We start from the raw sequence: 15,165 nt of genomic DNA, 5'->3' as shown, positions 1-15,165 counted from the left end.
GCCCGCCTACGCCACCGCACTCACCACATAACGATATTTGCCCGACGCCTCCGCCGCAATCTCGTCGACTTCCTCGATGACGATGTCGACCTGCGCGCCCAGCCTGGCCTGAAAGCCGGTCACGATGGCGCTGCGGGTGGCGTCATCCAGGCGCGGCAGGCAGACCAGCAGCACGCGGGTGCGCAGCAGGCTTTCCTGGATGATCTTGAAACTGCGCACCTGCGGCAGTTCGCGCACGATGTAGACGAGCGCCAGGCCGTGCATGACGGTGCCATCGACCGCCGTGAGGAAATCCGTGCTGCGGCCTTCGATCTTTTGCAGCAGGGGCAAACCGCGTCCGCAGGCGCACGCTTGCGTGCCCAGCGCGCCCACGTCGCCCGTGGCGTAGCGGATGAACGGATAGTCCCGCGTGGCCAGGTGGGTGACGACGATCTCGCCCGTGGCCCCTGGCGGCAGCGGCTGGCCATTGCCATCAAGGATTTCGACGATGATGTCTTCGGCCGTGATGTGCATGCCGCCGTCCGGGCATTCGTGGGCGATGAAGCCCGCGTCGCGCCCGCCGTAGCCGTTGGCCACGGGGCAGCCGAAGGCGGCGGTGATCTGCGCGCGCTGCTCGTCGTACAGGCGTTCGGCCGTGACGAACGCCACTTTTACGCCCAGGCCGTCGAGCGGCAAGTCGCGCGCGCTGGCGTGGCTGGCGATGCGGCACAGGGCGGACGGGTAGCCGAACAGCATGCGCGGACGCCAGCGGCGCAACTGCTGGACGTAGCCATCGAGGCGCGCGGGCGACATGGCGAAGGCGGGCAGCAGGGTGCTGCGCAGCAGCGCATCGCGCAGGCGGCGCACGCGGTCTTGCGCATGCAGCTCGATGGGAGAACCCCATAGCACGGCTTCGCGGTCGCCGATGTCGACGCCCCACCAGCGCGTGGCGCGCCACTTGGCGGCGATGTCGTGGCTGACGCGGCGCCGGCCAAGGAAAAACTGCAGCGGCTCGCCGCTGGAGCCGCCCGTGGCGAACGGACGCAAACCCACGGCGCGGGCGGACTTGAAGCTGTCGCGCGCACTCGCAATATCGCGCTTGCGCAGCAGCGGCAGGCGGGCCAAATCGGCCAGTTGCCGCACCTGTCCCGGGTCGAAGCCGCTACGTTGGAACAGCGCGCGGTAATGCGGCACGTGCTCGCCCGCGTGGCGCAGCAGCGCACGCAGGCGCGCCAGCTGCCACTCCTGCAACTGCTGCGCGCTCCACCATTGCGAGCGTTCCAGCCGGCGCAGCAGGCGCGCGCTATGGTGGCCCTTGAGCCATTCGTGCAGGGGAAACAGCCAGCGGGCCACACAGCGCGTGTAGGCGCCGGGGCGCGGCGCGGCGCGGATGCGGCGGTAATGCGCGGACAGGCTTGGCGCGATGCCGGGCCAGCCGAAAGTAGCGGCGTGCGCCAGGCCCGCGACTACCAGCGTGTGCGCGCGCGGCGGGTCGCGCAGCAGCGCCAGGATGGCCTGCGCCATGGCGGCCGGCTCGCCGGGCGGCACCAGCAGCGCCGTCACGCCGTCTTGCAGCAGGGTGGGGATGCCACCCACGTTGGTGCTGACGACGGGCACGCCGCAGGCCAGCGCTTCGAGCACGGAAATGGGCATGTTGTCGGCCAGGCTGGGATTGAGGACGATGTCGCTGGCCTGGTACAGCGCCGGCATGGCGGCGTTGTCGACAGGGCCGGCGAAGCGCACGGAGTCCAGAACGCCGAGCGACCTGGCCAGGCGCGCCAGCGCCGCGCGCTGCGGTCCGCCGCCGGCCAGCACCAGGCGCGCCGTGGGAAAGGCCTGTCGCACGAGGGCAAAGGCGCGCACGGCGCTGGCGTTGTCGTACAGGCTTTCCAGGTGGCGCGCCACGAGGATGCACGGACCATCGGCGGGCGCACGCGGCGCCGCCGGCGTAAAGCGCTGCAAGTCCACCACGTTCGGCACGATGTGGGCCGTATGGCCATATTGCTCGAAGATGCCGGCCAGGTAGGCCGAAGGCACGACGATGGCGCTGGCGCGGCGCAGGCTGAATGCCACCAGGCGCGGCGAACGGGCGAAAAAGGCGGCCGCTTCGCCACCCCGGTAATTGAGCAGGGCCGGCTTGCCTTTCAGGCTGGCGATCCACAATGCCGGTGCCGCGTGCAGATGCCAGGACCAGCCGGAATTGGCCATGATGTGGAACAGGTCGACCGTATTGGCCGTGCGCCACAGGCGCCACAGGTACACGGGCAGGCGCAGCGCCGCGCGCAGGTAGCGGATGCGCGCCAGCCAGGGCGGCGGCACGGGGCCGTTGACGGCCAGCAGCTGCACTTGCGCGCCATCGTCGCGCAGCAGCCGCGCCAGCTGCTGCGTTTGATTGGCCATGCCGCCGGCCGGCGGCGGCAGCGGGCCGACCAGCGCGATGCGCAGGCCCGTGAAGATCATGGCGCCGCTCCCGCTGCCACGCGCGCATACACGGGCGCGTAGCGGCCCACGCTGGCACTCCAACTGCGCTCCGTCTCGACAAACGCGCGCGCCTGGCGTCGCAGCGCCGGCCAGCTGGCCGGCGCCAGCAGCAGGGCCAGTATCGTTTGCGCCAGCGCCTCGGCGTCACCGGCGCGAAACAGCATGCCCGTCTTGCCATGTTCGACCAGTTCGCGGTGGCCGCCCACGTCGGACGCCACCACGAGGCGGCCCTGCGCCATCGCTTCGAGCGGTTTCAAGGGCGTCACCAGTTCCGTCAGGCGCATGGGCAGGCGCGGATACACGCAGATGTCGACCAGCTGATAATAGGCGGCCACCTGGGCATGTGGCACGCGCCCCGCGAAGACCACGGCGCTTTGGACACCCAATTGCGCTGCCAGCGCGCGCAGCGCTGTTTCCTGCGGGCCGCCGCCGGCCAGCAGCAGCCGCAGCGCCGGCTGCGCCGCCAGCAGGCGCGGCATGGCGCATAGCAGCAGGGCCAGTCCCTCATAGGCATAGAAGGAGCCGATGAAGCCGATGACAGGACAGCCATCCAGACCCAGGCTGTGCACCAGCGCGGGATCGGGATCAGCATCGAAGGCTCCGGTGTCGACGGCGTTCGGGATCACCGTGATTTTATGCGCGGGCACGCCACGCGCGCACAGCTCGCGCCGCAAGCCGTCGCAGATGGTGGTGACGGCGTCGGCGCGGTGCAGCGCATAGTTTTCCAGCGCGCGCGTGAGCCGGTAGCGCAAGCCGCCGGGCCGGCTGCTGCCATGGTCGGCGGCCGCATCTTCCCAGAAGGCGCGCACCTCATACACGACGGGGATGCCCAGCGCGCGCCCTGCGTTGAGGGCGGCGATGGCGTTCAGGGCGGGCGAATGCGCATGCAGGATGTCCGGCTTGAGCCGTTGCGCCAGCCGGCGCAGGCGCACGGCCAGGCCGATGATGACGGCCACTTGCCGCAGCACGGGCAGGCACGCCCACCAGCGCTCATCTGGCGCCGTGCGGTAGAAATGCCAGCCGTCGACCAGTTGCTGGCCGCCATCGACCGGCCCCTGCTTGGCACTGGTGAGCTGCATGGTGTGCCAGCCCAGCGCGCGCTGCTGCCGCAGGATGGCCAGGGTGCGAAAGGTGTAGCCGCTGTGCAGCGGCAGCGAATGGTCGAGGATGTGCAGGATGCGCATGGCCTTACTCCACTGCCATGGCCGGCACTTGCGCCGGCGCCTTGCGGCCATCGACGGGCAGCACCTGGCGCAAGAACGCCTCGAACATCAGCAGCGACCACAGGGGCGCGCTGTAGTCGCGCCGTCCGCTCGCATGTTGATCGAGCAGCAGGCGCACATAGTCCATGTCGAACAGGCCGCACTGCGCCAGGGTGGGACCCAGCAGACGCTGTTGCAGGCGCTGGCGCAGCGGGCCGCGCAGCCAGTCGGCCAGCGGGACCGAAAAGCCCATCTTCTGGCGGTACAGCAGCGTGTCCGGCAGCAGCGGGCGCAGGGCTTTTTTCAGCAGGTACTTGCCTACACCGCGCCGCAGCTTGAATTGCGGCGGCAGGCCGGACATCCACGCCACCAGTTCATGGTCGAGCAGGGGCGAGCGCACTTCCAGCGCATGCGCCATGCTGGCCCGGTCCACCTTGGTCAGAATGTCGCCGGGCAGGTAGGTTTTCAAGTCGAGGTACTGCACCTGCGACAGGGGGTCTTGCGCGGGACTGGCCAGTGCGTGCCGGCGCAGCACTTCCACGGCGCGGTAGCCGTGCAGGCTGCGCCGCAGCTCGGGGCTGAACAAACGCGCGCGCATGGCGTCGCCCAGCAGGCTGACGCCGTGAAAATACGCGTCCGTCGTGTCGCGCGCCAGGCCCTCGAAGGTGGTCTTGGCGCGCAGGAAGCGGGGCGCCCAGTCGGCCTTCGGGTACAGCCGCCCCAGGGTGCCGAACAGCGACTGGCGCAGGCCGGCCGGCAGCAACGGGTCCATCGCCTTGCGCACTTTTTCTTCGCGCGTGTGCAGGCGGTAGCGCCGGTAGCCGGCCAGGCTTTCATCGCCGCCGTCGCCCGACAGGGCCACCGTGACGCGCTGGCGCGCCAGCTGGCAGACGCGCCAGGTGGGCATGGCGGAACTGTCGGCGAACGGTTCGTCGTACAGATTGGCCAGCAGGTCGATCAGCTCGAAGTCGTCCTGCTCCACCTGGCGCGCGTGGTGCGCCGTGGCGTAGCGGCGCGCCACCAGGTCGGCGTAGCGCGCTTCGTTGTACGCCGGGTCGCCGAACGAGATGGAGCAGGTGTTGACGGGCGTGGCGCTCGCCCCGGCCATCAGCGCCACGACGGCGCTGGAATCGACGCCGCCCGACAAGAAGGCGCCCAGCGGCACTTCGGCCACCATGCGGATGCGCACCGCTTCGCGCAGGCGCGCCAGCAGTTCGTCGGCCGCCTGCGCCTCGCTGGCGGGCGGATTCGGCGTGAATGGAATGTCCCAGTACGATTGCGGCGCGGGCAGCGGCTGGCCGGCGCGGATGGAGAGGGTATGCCCGGGCGGCAGCTTGCGCACGTGCTGGAAGATGCTGCGCGGCTCGGGCACGTAGCCGTAGGCGAAGTACTCTTCCACGGCCAGCGGGTCGAGCACGCGCGGTATGGCCGGATGCGCGAGCAGGGCTTTGAGTTCGGAGCCGAACAGCAGGGTGCCATCGTCCGCCGCGCCGTAATACAGGGGTTTCACGCCGAGGCGGTCGCGCGCCAGGAACAGCAGGTGGCGCCGCCGGTCCCACAGGGCGAAGGCGAACATGCCGCGCAGGTGCTGCACGCAGTGTTCTCCCCATTGTTCCCAGGCATGGACGATGACTTCCGTGTCGCTGCTGGTGCGGAACTGGTGGCCGAACTGGCGCAGTTCGGCCATCAGGCTGCGGAAATTGTAGATTTCGCCATTGAAGACGATGGCGATGCTGCGGTCGGCGTTGAACAGCGGCTGCTGGCCGCTGGCCAGGTCGATGACGGACAGGCGCCGGTGCGCCAGGCCCAGTCCCGGTTCGTGGTGCAATCCCCCTTCGTCCGGCCCCCGGTGGCGCAGGCTGTGGTTCATGCGCGCCAGCAGCAGCACGTCGATGTCGCGCTGGCCCTGCAAATCAAAGATGCCGCTGATGCCGCACATGGAAGGCCTTTCAGGGAGTGGTGGACAGGGGAGGAGGCTGGCGCGCACCCGTCAGCCGGTCGTACACGGCCAGGTAGGCGCCGGCCATGGCGGGCAGGCTGTGCTCGGCCAGCACCTGGCGTCGCCCGCGCGCGCCGTGGCGGGGGCCCAGTTCGGGCATGCTGTAGTAGTCGAGCATGGCGTCGGCCAGCATCTCGGGCGAACCGGACGGCACCAGGGTGCCGCTCCAGCCCGACTGCACCAGTTCCGCGTTGCCGCCCACCTGCGTGGCGACGATGGGCAGCCCCGTCGCCATCGCTTCGAGGATGGTGTTCGAGCTGCCTTCGGCCAGCGAGGGCAGCACGAACAGGTCCATGGCGCGCAGCAGCTGCGCCACGTCGTCGCGCGCGCCGGGCAGCCAGGCAAGATGGGCCACGCCGGCCTGCAGCAGCAGGGTCAGGCATGTCTGGCGGCACGGTCCGTCGCCCACGATGATCAGGCGCAGGCGCGCGCGGGCGCCTGGCTGCGCCAGCAGCAGCAAGAACGCTTGTACCAGCGAGGCATGGTCCTTGACGGCCGCCATGCGGCCCACGCTGCCGATGACGAAGGTGCCGTTGCACAGGAAGCCGGGCGGCCCCACGGCGGCTGGCGGCCCCAGGCGTGGATGGAATTGCACGCTGTCGACGCCATTACCGATGTGCGACACCTGCGCGGGCGCCGCGCCGATGGCGTTCACCAGCCATTCTCCCAGGTCGGCGCTGACGGCGATGAAGTGCTGCACCAAGGGCAGCATGCATTTGCGCAGCAGCCGGTATTTGCGGCGTGTGCCGTGCAAGTCGCTCATGTCGCGCCCGTGTTCGCCATGCACGCGCAGGCGCACGCCGGCCAGGCAGGCCAGCAGTTGCGCTTCGAGGCAGCCCAGGTTGCGCGTATGCACGAGTGCCGGGCGCAGCTGTTTCAGTACGCGGTACAGGCGCAGATAGTGGCGCCAGTCCTTGCCTTCGCGCTTGTCCAGGCTGATGACATCGACACCCGGCGTGGTCAGGCGCTGGCGAAACGCGGTGGCGTTCTTCAGGCAGACGATGGCGTGCCGGTAGCGTTCCGGCGGCAAATGGTTGATCAGGTTCACCAGGCCGTTTTCCAGCCCGCCCACGTCGAGCTGGTGGATCACGTGCACGATCAGGGGGGCGGCATTGGCCGCCGGCGTGCGGCCAGCATCGGTGTCAAGGGCCATGCGGCAACTCCTGCAAGCGTCGTTCGATGACGGGCAGCGCCGCCTGCAGGAACGTTTGCAGGCGCGCGCGCGGTGGCGACGCCAGCTCGTCATAGGCGGCAAAGACGATGATGTCGGCGCCATCCTGGCGCGTGCCCAGCAGCTTGGCTTGCGCCAGCAGCAGTTTCACCAGCACGGGCCGGGCCGTGACGATGCCGCCCTGGCGGTAGACGCGCCACACCAGCAGGCGTTCGCCGCCGTGTCCCAGCACGCTTTCGCGCACGTCCAGGGCGCCGCTGGCCAGGCTGACATGCTGCACGCGCTGCGCCAGCGGCATCCAGCGCGCGCCATACGGCAAGGCCTGGTGCGTCAGCAGTTCGGCATCGCGCGCCTGGCGCGCATACCAGTGCAGCTGCAAGCCCACGGGCACGCCGTCGCCACCCTGGCGCGCATACGTGGCGGCAAACCGCGCGGGCGCGCCCGCATATGGCGCCTGCCAGGCTGGTGCAGCATCGTGCAGGCGCTGCCAGGCGGGCGGATCGGGCAAGACCAGCACGGTCGCTGGCATCGCGGCGCCGGCGTGGCGGTGGCTGGCCAGCGCCAGCGCCGGCCACAGCGATGCCAGCAGCAGGCAGGCCACGCTGGCGCGGATGGCGGCGCGCATGCCGGCCACGCTGGCGCCAGGGGACACGGGCGGTAAGGCGGCGCGCGCCAGCGGCAATTCGCGCCAGCGCGCGGCCAGCCAGAACAGCAGCAGCACCACCACGCCGAAGAACAGCCAGCCATAGATCAGGTGGTCGACGCCCACGGCCAGGCGCATATTGCTCAGATGACCCAACATCACGATCAGGTAGGCGCGCACGCCATTGGCCAGGATGGGCACCAGCAGGGCGGCGAGCATGACGGCCAGGCGTCGCCCCATGCTGTGGAAGTGCACATGGGCGTACAGGGCGCCCAGGGCCAGCGCGGCAATCAGGTAGCGCAAGCCGCTGCACGCTTCCACCACCGACCAGTTACCGGTAGGCAGGGAGAAATTGCTGCCATCGCGAAACACGGGCACGCCCGTCCATTGCAGCGCGGTCACCGTGAAGGCGGCCGTGAAGTCGATCAGGGGTTCCAGGAAGACTTCGCCAAACGGCACGGCGAGAAACAGATACGCCAGTGGAAAGGCCAGCAGGCGCACGGCCGGCCAGCCGAGGATGGCCAGCACGCAGGCGGGCAGCATGGCCGTGGCTGCATATTGTTCCACCACGGGCACGTTGGCGGCGTCGGCCAGCAGCCAGGCCAGGCCCAGCGCCCCCAGCAGCAGCAAGCCTGGCCGCGACGGCTGCGGCGCCAGCGCGGCCAGGCGGGCGCGCTGGCGCCAGGCCAGCCAGCAACTGATGGGAACGATCAAGAAACCGTGCGCGAACGTCTGCGAGCGCGCCCACAATTCCACCATCGACCAGAAAGTGGCGTGGTACAGCAGCATGATGGCGGCCAGGGCCAGCAGCAGGGCCGCCAGGGCGGCCTGGCGCCGGTGTTCGCCATGCGGCAGGACGGCTGCGTCCGGTAAGCGTAGCGCCTGGTCGAGCAACAGGCTCATGTGGATATCTCCCCCACGGTCTGTGTCGACGCGGCAACGCCGCTGCCGGCCGCATCCGCCTCGGCAGGCAGACCCAGCATGGTGCCCAGGCTGCGCAGATTGCGTTCCCAGTCGTAATCCTGCAAGACCAGCTGGCGCGCCGCCGCGCCGATGGCCGCGCCGCTCCCTTCGGCCGCGCCGCCCTGGGCGTTGCGCAGCACGCGCGCGGCATGGTGGATGAATTCGGCGTCGTCGCGCGCCAGCAGCAGTTCCAGGCCCGGCTGGGCGGCGATGCCTTCCAGTGCCTGCGGCGTGGCCAGCACGATCTTGCCCATCGCCATCGCTTCGAGCACCTTGTTTTGCACGCCGCGGGCGATGCGCAGGGGCGCCACGGCCAGCGCCGCGCCGGCCAGGTAGGGCCGGATGTCGGGCACCTTGCCCGTCACCACCACGCCGGCCAGTCTTGCCAGCGCCCTCACGGCGGGCACGGGTGCGCTGCCGACGATATAAAACTGCAACTGGGGAAACTGGCGCCGCAGCGCGGGCCAGACGTGGCGCACAAACCATTGCACGGCGTCGATGTTCGGCCAGTAATCCATGGCGCCCGTAAACACCAGCGCCTGCACGCCGGGTGGATACACGCCAGGCTGGACCGGCATGGGCCTGAAGTACGCCGTGTCGACGCCATTGTTGACATGGCCCGTCTTGCGCCGCGCCATCGGCGCATACTGGCGGAACAGGGCCGCTTCGGCCGGCGAGACGAAGCTGGTGGCCGTGAACTGCTGGGCGATATGGCGCTCGTACTGCAGCAGCAGCTGCGCTTCGCGCCGGTACAGCAGCGACATGGGCCAGGGCTTGCTGTCGCCGTACTGGCGCCATTTGTCGGAATCGACATCGACGAAATCGATCACGCGATGCAGGGCGCGGCCTGCGCTGCCGTCGATGTATTGCGCCATGGGCCCGGAAAAGGCCAGCGCGTGGCGCACCTTGCCGCCCGATAGCAGGCCATCGACCCATTGCAGCAGGCGCGCATCGCGGTAGTAATGCACGCTCATGGCTTGCCGCGACAGCAGCGCCTGCATGGCGCGCCAGCGGGCCGAGCCGCGCCGCAAGTCGATGAAGCGCGTGCTGGCGCACAGGGCGGCCACGGTTTTCGCATGTCGCCAGTCGTCGTCATCGTCGATGAAGCAACCGAGGTGCACGCGGAAATGCCGGCTCAGGTACTGCAGCATGTGCCACGAGCGTATCTTGTCGCCCTTGTTGGGCGGATACGGCAGTCGGTGGGCGAGGAATAAAAGTTCACGCATGGTTAGCCCAGCTGCCGCACGATATGCGGCCCCAGCAGGTTGGCCAGCGGCAGCGGCAGGCGGCGCCAGGCGCGGATGAACAGCGCGTATTTCGGATTCAGGGGATTGACTTCCGGCAAGGCCGTGGCGCGCACCAATTGGTAGGCATACGGCAGCGGCTGTGGCGTAAACCCCCAGTTTTTCTTGAAGTCGAAGGCGCCCGTGCCCAGCTTGCTGCGGCCGAAATCGAACAGGCGGTAGCCGCGCGCGCAGGCGCGGCGCATCGCTTCCCAGTACATGAAGTCGTTGGCGCCGGTGCTGCGCGCCAGCGGCGTGCCGCCGCCGTAATACGGCAGCACTTCATCGCGGAAATAGAATAGCAGCACGCTGGCCTGCGCCTGCTGGCCGTGATACACGGTGAGGATCTCGCAATCGGTGCCGAAGACCGTGCGCAGCAGGGCAAAATGGCGGCGCGCGAAGACGGGCGTGCCCAGCCGGTGCACGCTGGCCGCGTAGATCGGGTAGAAATGCTTGAGGTCATGCTCGATGGCGCTGTGCAGGCCGCCCGCCATGGCCTTGCGCACGACGGCGCGCTGCTTGCGGGGAATTGCCAGCAGATTCTGTTCGGCATCGGGGAGCAATGGGCGGCGGAAGGTCGCGTACAGGGATTTCTGCAGCCAGCACGCATCCGCGTTTTTCGGCGTATTTTCCGACGCATTTTCCGCCACCTCGCGCCAGCGGTATTCCAGGTGTCCCACGCCGAGGCGCCGCGCCAGCGCCTGCGCGGCGCCATCGAGAGCCAGTCGGACGGCCGCGCTGCCGCCGGCGATGCCGCCGTACACGCAAAACGGCAGCGAGACGAGGGACGAGCCGAACAAACGGCTGCGCACATGTGCCAGCGGCAGCACGCCGGTGATGCGCCCGTCCTGTTCCGCGTACAGGAAATGGCTGTCGTGGCGGAAACCTTGTTCCAGGATGGTTTGCCAGCCGGCGCGGTGAAAGAAGGTGGCCTCGGGACAGGCCTCGACAAAGGCATCCCAGCGCGCATGCTCGCGCGCCTGCAGCGAGCGCACGGCAATGGCGGCACTGGACGGCGTCGGGTCGGTAGGAAGGCTGGCCTCGTGCATCATGTGCTTTCCAGAAAAATACGGTCCATGCGGTCCCAGGTGAAGTCGCGCGTCAGGCGCGCCAGTCGCGCTTCCATGCGCCCCAGGTTCAGGTAGTGGCGAAAGCGCGTCTTCGCGCTCAGGCCGGGCGGGCGCGGCTGGCCGGGATCGAGTTCCCAGGGGTGAAAATAGAATATGCCAGCTTGCCCGTCGCGCGAATTGATGCGTCGCAAAAACCAGCGCGACAGTCCATACGGCATCAAGCGGAAATAGCCGCCGCCGCCGGCCGGCAAGTTGCGTCCGCGCAGGCGCACGGTGCTGACGGGCAGTTCCAGCACGCCATGCGGCCCGCGTGGACGCCAGGCGAAGCGGGGAGAATCGGGCATGCCGTAGTGGTCGTGGCGGATCGGGTAGATGCTGGAACTGTAGCGGTAGCCCGCTTCCTGCAGCACGTCGAAGGCCCACAGATTGGCCGCGCCGATGGAAAAGCTGGGCGCCCGGTAGCCGTGCACGGCCAGCCCCGTCAATTGCTCCAGGATGGTCTTGCTGTGGCGCACATCGTCGGCGAACTGCGCGGCCGACTGGTCGCAGGCGCGCAGGTGCGCATAGCCGTGGCTGGCCACTTCATGCCCGGCGCCGGCCACGCGGCGCAGCATGGCCGGATAGCGCTCGGCGATCCAGCCTAATGTAAAAAAGGTGGCGTGGATGCGGCGCTCTTCCAGCAGCAGCAGGATGCGCTCGATGTTCGCCTCGATGCGGCATTCCAGGCGGGGCCAGTCGGCGCGCGCGATGTGCGGCGCGAAGGCGGACACCTGGAAATAGTCTTCCACGTCGATGGTCAGGGCATTGCGCAATATCAAAGATGAAGGCGGTGGCGTCATTGCGGGCCCCGGCGCGCCGCCAGCCAGGGCGCGATCACGGCGGCGATGCGCGTGGCTGCGTGGCCATCCCACAGGGGCGGAATGCGGCCCCGCTTGCCGCCCGTCTCCAGGATGGCGCGCGCCAGCGCCAGGATGGCGGCCGGGTCCGTGCCGGCCAGGGTATTCGTGCCCTCGCTGACGGTGACGGGCCGCTCCGTAGTGTCGCGCAGGGTCAGACAGGGCACGCCCAGGGCCGTGCTTTCTTCCTGGATGCCGCCCGAATCGGTCAGCACCAGACGCGCGCCCTGCATCAGGCCCAGCATTTCCAGGTAGCCCAGCGGCGGCAGGCAGACGATGGCCTGCCGCGCCAGCAATGCTTCCAGGCCCGCCAGGCGCAGGCCGGCCAAGGTACGCGGGTGGATGGGAAACAGCAGCGGCAGCTGGCATGATAATTGCCCCAGCGCCCGCAGCAGCGCTTCCAGCTGCAGCGCGTCATCCACGTTCGACGGCCGGTGCAAGGTCAAAAGGCCGTAAGCAGGCGGGCAGGCGTGGCCGAGGGCGCGCAGGGTGGCGGCGGGCGGCACGGCGCGCGGCAACTGCTGCCGCAGGCTGTCGATCATGACGTTGCCTGTGAAGTGGATGCGCTCGGCGGCGATGCCTTCGCGCAGCAGGTTGGCGCGCGCGCCTTCCTCGCTGGTCAGTAGCAGGCTGGACAATTGATCCGTCAGCACGCGGTTGATTTCCTCGGGCATGCGCCGGTCACCGCTGCGCAAGCCCGCCTCGACATGGATCACGGGCGTGCCGCGCTTGGCCGCCACCAGCGCGCAGGCCAGGGTGGAATTGACGTCGCCCACCACCAGCACGGCGTCGGGCGCCAGCGGCGGATGGGCGTCGAGCACGGCATCGAAGCGGCGCATGATTTCGGCCGTCTGCTGCGCGTGATTGCCGGAGCCGACGTCGAGGGCAATGTCAGGCGCGCGCAGGTCCAGGTCGGCAAACAGCTGGTCGTTCATGGCCGTGTCGTAATGTTGCCCAGTATGCAATAATGTTACGCGCACCGCGCTCGCCTGGCGGGCCAGGGCGGCCAGGATGGGTGCCATTTTCATGAGGTTGGGGCGCGCGGCTACCACGCACAGCAGGTGCGCGGGCGCGCCGGACGGAAGAGAAGGGTCGGACATGCTGCAGCCTCCTTAGAATTGCATGGTGAGCGTGGCGCTGACGCCGTTTTCGCGGTAATCGCCGCCCCGGTTGCTGGTATGCCGCATGTGCCGCACGTCGATGCTGGCCGTCATGTTCGGCTGCAGGATGCGCGTGTAGCCCGCCGTCACGGTGATGTTGTTGTCGCGTCGCGGCACGCTCAGCGAGCGCACGCTGGCGTAGCCGGCATTGACATGCATGCTGGTGCGCGAACTGGCTTGCCAGCTCCAGCCCAGGTTGCTGCCGATCTGGCGCGTGCGGTCTTCGCTGCCGAACTCCATGCCGGGCAACAAGGCGCTCTCGATGCCGCTGGCCGTTTGCGCCGTCCGGTCGACGGCCGTGACGCCGACGACCATCGTGCTTTTCGCCGTGGCGCGCGCCATCGTCAGTTGCAGCTGTTTTTGCAGGAAATAGCGGTGGCTGAAATAATTGATGGCGCCCCGTTCCGGCCCCAGGCTGTTGGCGTAGCGCAGGAAGGCATTGATGCGCAAGCGCCTGTCGCGCGCATTGGGAAAGATGCCGCGCCATAATTGATCGAGCAGCTGGCCCGCGTCGCGGTCGCCCAGGCGCAAAAACTGCGTGGGCAGGGTGGTGATGTTTTCGCTGTAGCTCAGTTGCCAGTTGGTATGGCGCTGCAGGAAATTGGCATCCAGGCTGTAGGTATTGCCAAAAAAGCGCTTGCCCGTGCTGAAGGCCACGCTGGTGCGCGGCGACGGCGTCCACACACCGCCCAGCGACCAGAAGCGGCCTTCCGGGGCCTTGCCGGTGCTCGAAATATAGCCTTCCTTTTCCATGCCGCCGCTGGCCGTGGCCGCCCATTTTCTGCCGAACGGATAGCGCAGGCCCACGCTGCTGCGCTGCATGCGCACGGGCGCCAGCTTGCTGTCCTGCGTGCGGCGCACGTCGTGACTGGCGTTCCAGGTCCAGCCCTTGCCGCGCGGCTCGCCGCTGAGCAGCAATTCCATTTCATCGCTGTGTACGGACAGCAATTCGCCGCTGTCGACCGTATTGCGCGTGTAGCGCAGCTCGGCCGAGGCCAGGCCGTGAAAGCGGTGGCGCAGGTAGGGGCTGATGCCGGTGGTGCGCACCGTGCTGGCATTGTCCGTGTCGGGCAGCTCGGCTACCAGTTGCGGGCCGAACGGCGAGATGTTGCGTCGGCTCACGCTGGCGTCCGCATCGATGAAGAACCAGTCCTGCACCAGCTCGGCGTCGGCCGCGGCGCGCAAGTCGTGGTTATCGCTATTGCCGCGCTGCCCCGAGAGGAATTTGTGCCAGCTGTAATCGAGGTGCACGCGCAGGCGCGGGCCCGTGCCGATGAGGGCGATGGCGGGCGCGATTTCCGTGATGAAGTCCGATTGCGCCTTGCCGGGCGGCGCGCGCAGCGCATTGTCCGTATAGCTTACACGCTGGCGCAGCGAGGGTTTCACCAACCAGTCGACAGCCAAGGCCGGCATGGGCAGCAGCAGGGACAGCAACGGTAGCAGGCGGCTAGTCGTAATAGCCATAGCCGTAGTAATCGTTGCCGGGGAACGATTTGGTCTTGTTGTAGATCAAATGTATGTGTTCGCACGAGTCGATCTGGCGCAGCGCTTCCTTGACGGCGTGCTGGGTCGTCGTTTCCGCCTCGACCACCATCACCACTTGGCCCATCTGTCCCACCAGCGCGTGCGCTTCGCTGGTGATCAAGAGGGGCGGCGAGTCGAAGACGACGACGCGGTCGGCGTAGCGGTTGGCGATCTCGGCCAGCAGCCGGCTCATGGCCCGGCTGGCCAGCAATTCCGTCGCATGCTTGTTGCTGCGCCCGGCGGGCAGGATGCGCAGGTTGGCCACGTTGGTTTTCAGGATCACGTCCGCCATGGCCAGCTGCGGGTCGAGCAGCACGTCCATCAGCCCCGGCTCGGGCGACAGGCCCAGCACTTTCAGCACGGACGGACGCGCCACGTCGGCATCGACCAGCAGCACCGTGATGTCCATTTCCATGGCGATGCTCATGGCCAGGTTGACGGCGCAGTACGTCTTGCCTTCGCCGGGCATGGCGCTGGTGACGACGATCAGGTTGCCATGGCGGATGGCCTCGGCGCCGCTGGCGCGCGCCTGGCGCAGCAGCGGGCGCTTGATGATGCGGAAATCTTCGGCCACCGAACTGCGCCCGCCTTCCTGCGTGAGCATGCCTTGCTCCGCCAGCCGGGCCAGGTTCAGGGGGCGGTACTGGGGGTTGCTGGCCGCCGCCAGGGTGTCCGCGCCGTCTGCGCCATTGGCGCTGTCCGCTGCGTACGGCATGGGGGCTTCGGCGACGCCCAGGATGATGGCTTCCTGCCTGCCGCTGTCCTTGCTGCTGCGCTCCTTGCTGGTCATCGTC

11 protein-coding genes are annotated in these 15,165 nt (G+C 68.6%); all 11 read right to left on the bottom strand.

From position 1 onward, the window contains the following. Positions 1-6: 6 nt before the first annotated feature. The 11 genes from ACQ4WP_RS15925 to ACQ4WP_RS15875 are packed head-to-tail and all read right to left on the bottom strand — an operon-like array spanning position 7 to position 15,161. The gene (locus ACQ4WP_RS15925; RefSeq protein ID WP_436522239.1) at positions 7-2,439 is read right to left on the bottom strand and encodes a glycosyltransferase; all 2,433 of its coding nucleotides are present in this window, start codon (positions 2,437-2,439) and stop codon (positions 7-9) included. Then, positions 2,436-3,644, bottom strand: a complete 1,209-nt coding sequence (locus tag ACQ4WP_RS15920; protein WP_436522237.1) for a TIGR04063 family PEP-CTERM/XrtA system glycosyltransferase — start codon at positions 3,642-3,644, stop codon at positions 2,436-2,438. Before ACQ4WP_RS15920 ends, ACQ4WP_RS15925 begins: the two co-directional genes overlap by 4 nt. Positions 3,645-3,648: 4 nt before the next feature. Then, the gene (locus tag ACQ4WP_RS15915) at positions 3,649-5,601 is read right to left on the bottom strand and encodes an XrtA/PEP-CTERM system amidotransferase (RefSeq protein ID WP_436522235.1); all 1,953 of its coding nucleotides are present in this window, start codon (positions 5,599-5,601) and stop codon (positions 3,649-3,651) included. Positions 5,602-5,611: 10 nt separating this feature from the next. Next, positions 5,612-6,814, bottom strand: coding sequence for a TIGR03088 family PEP-CTERM/XrtA system glycosyltransferase (locus tag ACQ4WP_RS15910; RefSeq protein WP_436522233.1), 1,203 nt, complete (start codon positions 6,812-6,814; stop codon positions 5,612-5,614). After that, the gene (xrtA, locus tag ACQ4WP_RS15905) at positions 6,804-8,378 is read right to left on the bottom strand and encodes an exosortase A (protein ID WP_436522231.1); all 1,575 of its coding nucleotides are present in this window, start codon (positions 8,376-8,378) and stop codon (positions 6,804-6,806) included. Before xrtA ends, ACQ4WP_RS15910 begins: the two co-directional genes overlap by 11 nt. Then, a complete protein-coding gene (locus tag ACQ4WP_RS15900) occupies positions 8,375-9,664 on the bottom strand; it encodes a TIGR03087 family PEP-CTERM/XrtA system glycosyltransferase (RefSeq protein ID WP_436522229.1) in 1,290 nt (429 codons plus the stop codon). The genes xrtA and ACQ4WP_RS15900 overlap by 4 nt, the downstream gene beginning before the upstream one ends. A gap of 2 nt (positions 9,665-9,666) precedes the next feature. Next, positions 9,667-10,770, bottom strand: coding sequence for a FemAB family XrtA/PEP-CTERM system-associated protein (locus tag ACQ4WP_RS15895; protein ID WP_436522398.1), 1,104 nt, complete (start codon positions 10,768-10,770; stop codon positions 9,667-9,669). Further along, positions 10,770-11,630 (bottom strand): XrtA system polysaccharide deacetylase, encoded by an 861-nt coding sequence (locus ACQ4WP_RS15890; protein WP_436522227.1) that lies wholly within the window; start codon positions 11,628-11,630, stop codon positions 10,770-10,772. The genes ACQ4WP_RS15895 and ACQ4WP_RS15890 overlap by 1 nt, the downstream gene beginning before the upstream one ends. Continuing rightward, complete coding sequence (gene wecB, locus ACQ4WP_RS15885) at positions 11,627-12,787, bottom strand: non-hydrolyzing UDP-N-acetylglucosamine 2-epimerase (RefSeq protein WP_436522225.1); 1,161 nt, start codon at positions 12,785-12,787, stop codon at positions 11,627-11,629. Before wecB ends, ACQ4WP_RS15890 begins: the two co-directional genes overlap by 4 nt. Positions 12,788-12,799: 12 nt before the next feature. Then, positions 12,800-14,311 carry a TIGR03016 family PEP-CTERM system-associated outer membrane protein gene (locus tag ACQ4WP_RS15880; RefSeq protein WP_436522223.1) on the bottom strand — a complete coding sequence of 504 codons (1,512 nt, stop codon included), beginning with the start codon at positions 14,309-14,311 and terminating at the stop codon, positions 12,800-12,802. Then, the gene (locus tag ACQ4WP_RS15875) at positions 14,295-15,161 is read right to left on the bottom strand and encodes an XrtA-associated tyrosine autokinase (RefSeq protein WP_436522222.1); all 867 of its coding nucleotides are present in this window, start codon (positions 15,159-15,161) and stop codon (positions 14,295-14,297) included. Before ACQ4WP_RS15875 ends, ACQ4WP_RS15880 begins: the two co-directional genes overlap by 17 nt. Positions 15,162-15,165: the final 4 nt, after the last annotated feature.

Source organism: Janthinobacterium lyxosi, from assembly GCF_051380665.1.
Lineage (GTDB): Bacteria > Pseudomonadota > Gammaproteobacteria > Burkholderiales > Burkholderiaceae_D > Janthinobacterium.
This window is presented reverse-complemented; position numbering and strand designations above follow the sequence as displayed.